This is a genomic window from Streptomyces sp. NPDC006197 (genome assembly GCF_040613865.1).
Classification (GTDB): Bacteria; Actinomycetota; Actinomycetes; order Streptomycetales; family Streptomycetaceae; genus Streptomyces.
Map to the genome: position 1 here is coordinate 1 of NZ_JBEXSZ010000273.1, position 3,823 is coordinate 3,823.

The window sequence follows — 3,823 nt, forward strand, 5'->3', positions numbered from 1 at the left end:
CTCCAGCCGAAGATGAAGGCGATCCAGGAGCGCTACAAGAGCGACAAGCGGCTCTCGAAGCCGTACCGGAACGGCTCAGCTCTCGAAGGTCGCCGCCAGCGCCTCGGCGAGGCCCGGCACCAGGTCGGGGCCGGTCAGCACCTCGGTCGGGGAGTCCTTCTCGCGCAGTCGGATCGCCGCCTCGCGGGCGCCGTCCCGCAGCACGGCCACGGTCATCCGGACCTCCTGGCGGTCAGGGTGCCCGGCGACCCACTTGGCGAGCTGCTTCTCACTCAGGCCCTGCGGGACCTGGGCCTCGGCCGACGGGGGCAGCATGAGCCGCTCCACGGTCAGGGCGCAGCCGGCCACGGCGTCGGGCCAGGCGATCGTGCCGAGGAACTCGTCGAGGGCCTTGCCGCGCGGCAGCTTGTCCTGCTCGATGGGGGTGTAGGCGGTGGCGTCGTCGCCCAGGCCGAGCTGGGAGGCGAGCTTGGGCTCCCGGGCGCGCAGCCGTGCGGTGTCGACCAGGGCGAACAGGCGGGCGGGCTGGTCCCAGCCGAGGCCCGAGGCGTACTCGTCGATCTCGAGCACCGCGCGGGTGAGGGGGCTCGCGGCCATGGCCGGGCCGGAGGGGGAAAGGTTGGACATGACCAATATCCTGCCTCCTCTTCCCCGGAAGGCGGGAACTAGGTAAAGCCTCAGTAAGTTGCATCAGTGGGCTCTACGATCGCGGGGCCTGCTTTCAGACGCATCAACATCGAGGGGCGCACGTTGGCTTTCCAGATGCCGGACCGTGGCCAAGGCCCGTCCGGGCCGAGGATGAGAGTCGGCCGGCCGTCCCGGCGGGCCCGCACCCTGCTCATGACACTCGGGGTGCTGGCCGTTCTGGCCATGGCGTTCGTGATGTTCGCCGGGTTCTGGACGGACTGGCTCTGGTACCGCTCGGTCGAGTACTCGTCCGTGTTCACCACCACCCTGTGGACCAAGATCGGTCTCTTCCTGGTCTTCGGCCTGCTGATGGGGATCGCCGTCGGCTTCAACGTCTGGCTGGCGTACCGGCTGCGGCCGCCGCTCAGCGCGATGTCGCTGGAGCAGCAGAGCCTCGACCGGTACCGGATGGGTCTGGCCCCCTTCAAGAAGTGGGTGCTGCTCGCGGTCACCGCCCTGGTGGCCCTGATCGCCGGCGCCTCCGCGTCCGGCCAGTGGCGCACCTGGCTCATGTGGGTCAACGGGGTGAAGTTCGGCCAGAAGGACCCGCAGTTCGGGCTCGACGTGTCGTTCTACGCCTTCGACCTGCCCTGGTACCGGTTCCTCCTCGCGTTCGGCTTCGCCGCCGCCGTCCTGTCGCTGGTCGCCGCCGCGCTCACGCACTACCTGTACGGCGGGCTGCGGGTCACCAGCCCGGGCGCGCGTGCCACCGCCGCCGCCACCGGCCACCTCTCGGTGCTGCTCGGCCTCTTCGTCGCGCTGAAGGCCGTGGCGTACTGGCTCGACCGGTACGGCCTGGCGGTGAAGTCGAGCGACTTCAAGGCGACGGGCAACTGGACGGGCCTGCGGTACGTCGACGCCAACGCGTACCTGCCGGCGAAGACCATCCTGTTCTGCATCGCCGTCATCTGCGCGCTGCTGTTCTTCGCGACGCTCTGGCGCCGCACCTGGCAGCTGCCGGTGATCGGCTTCGGCCTGATGGTCCTCTCCGCGATCCTGATCGGCGGTCTGTACCCGGCCATCGTGCAGAAGTTCCAGGTCCAGCCGAACGAGCAGGCCAAGGAGGCGCCGTACATCCAGAAGAACATCGACGCCACCCGCAAGGCGTACGCGATCGACGGGACGAAGGCCGAGAACTACTCGGGGAAGTCCATGGTCAAGGCCAAGGACAAGCTGCGGACGGACGCCGACACGGCGGCCAGTTACCGCCTGCTCGACCCGAACATCGTGTCGCCGACGTTCCAGCAGCTGGAGCAGGAGCGGAAGTACTACCAGTTCCCGACCACCCTGGACGTGGACCGCTATGCCGGCAAGGACACCGTCGTCGGCCTGCGTGAGCTGAACATCCGGGGCATCCCGAAGCGGAACTGGATCAACGACCACTTCACCTACACCCACGGCTACGGCGCGATCCTGGCCTCGGGCACGCAGACGGACGCCAACGGCTCCCCGGTCTTCACCGAGTCCGGACTGCCGACGACCGGCTCGCTGCCCACGTACCAGCAGCGGATCTACTACGGCGAGAAGACCGACCAGTACTCGATCGTGGGCGGCCCCCAGAAGGAGCTGGACTACGAGGAGAACGGCGAGAAGACCACCAGCTACAAGGAGAAGAGCGGCGTCAGCCTCTCCAGCACCTTCAACCGCGCCGCGTACGCGGTGGCCTTCAGCGAGCCGCAGATCCTCTACTCGGGAGCCATCGGCGAGGGCTCGCGGATCCTCTACAACCGCACGCCCAAGGAGCGCGTCGAGGCCGTCGCGCCCTGGCTGACCATCGACGGCGACGCCTACCCGGCGGTCGTCGACGGCCGGATCCAGTGGATCGTCGACGCCTACACCACGACCAACGGCTACCCCTACGCCTCGCGCACCACGCTCGGCGACACCACGGCCGACTCGCTGACCGTCGGCAACCAGCAGCGCACGGTCGTCGCCCAGCAGAACCAGGTCAACTACATCCGCAACTCGGTCAAGGCCACCGTCGACGCCTACGACGGCACGGTGAAGCTCTACGAGTGGGACACCCAGGACCCGGTCCTGAAGACCTGGATGAAGGCCTTCCCGGACACCGTCAAGCCGAAGTCCGAGATCAAGGGCGACCTGCTCGCGCACCTGCGCTACCCGCAGGACATGTTCAAGGTGCAGCGCGAGCTGCTGACCCGCTATCACGTCACCGACCCCGCGCAGTTCTACAGCGGTTCGGACGCCTGGCAGGTCCCGGACGACCCCACCAACAAGGAGGGCAACGCGGTCCCGCCGTACTACCTGAGCATGAAGATGCCCGGGGACACGGCGCAGCGCTTCTCGCTGACGACGACGTTCACGCCGAACGGGCGGCCCAACCTGGGCGCCTTCATGGCGGTCGACGCCGACGCCACCAGCAAGGAGTACGGCCGGATGAGACTGCTGAGGGTCACCGAGGACGTGCCGGGCCCGGCCCAGGTGCAGAGCAAGCTCAACGGTCTGCCCTCCGTGGCCACCTTCGTCCGGGACATGAAGGGCGCCGACTCCGACATCCAGTACGGCAACCTGCTGACCGTGCCGCTCGACGGCGGGTTCCTGTACGTGGAGCCGGTGTACGCCCAGGGACGCAACGCGCTCTACCCGCTCCTGAAGAAGGTCGCGGTGTCGTACGTGGACGCGGACCAGCCGAAGGGTGACACGACCAAGGACACCACGGTGTTCGAGGACAACCTCACCAAGGCGCTCAACGCGGTCTTCGGGGTGGAGGCGCCGACCCAGCCGACGACTCCGCCGGGCACCACGCAGCCGCCCGGCACGACCCAGCCGCCGGCCTCGAACGACGCGGCCCTGAAGCAGGCCATCGCCGACGCCCAGAAGGCGTACGACGCGGGCGAGGCCGCTCTGCAGAAGGGCGACTGGACCGCGTACGGCAAGGCCCAGGAGGACCTCCAGCAGGCGCTCCAGCGGGCCGCGGACGCCGGGGCGAAGCTCAAGACGCCCGGGTCAGGCGGCTGACCTGAGGTTTTCCGTCCCCGCGTCGTGATACTGTGGTTTCACCGACGCGGGGTGGAGCAGCTCGGTAGCTCGCTGGGCTCATAACCCAGAGGTCGCAGGTTCAAATCCTGTCCCCGCTACTCAGAGGACAAGGGCCCGGATCCATAAGGATCCGGGC

The 3,823-nt window shown here is 68.4% G+C and carries 2 protein-coding genes and 1 tRNA gene; 2 read left to right on the plus strand and 1 reads right to left on the minus strand.

What is annotated here, in order from left to right:
- Window positions 1-75 precede the first annotated feature (75 nt).
- Window positions 76-627, minus strand: coding sequence for a PPA1309 family protein (locus ABZ318_RS39230; protein WP_356907195.1), 552 nt, complete (start codon window positions 625-627; stop codon window positions 76-78).
- A gap of 135 nt (window positions 628-762) precedes the next feature.
- On the opposite strand from ABZ318_RS39230, the gene ABZ318_RS39235 reads away from it, so the two are divergent.
- Window positions 763-3,666 carry a UPF0182 family protein gene (locus tag ABZ318_RS39235; protein ID WP_356907196.1) on the plus strand — a complete coding sequence of 968 codons (2,904 nt, stop codon included), beginning with the start codon at window positions 763-765 and terminating at the stop codon, window positions 3,664-3,666.
- A 45-nt stretch (window positions 3,667-3,711) separates the two neighbouring features.
- A tRNA-Met gene (locus ABZ318_RS39240) sits at window positions 3,712-3,785 on the plus strand.
- Window positions 3,786-3,823: the final 38 nt, after the last annotated feature.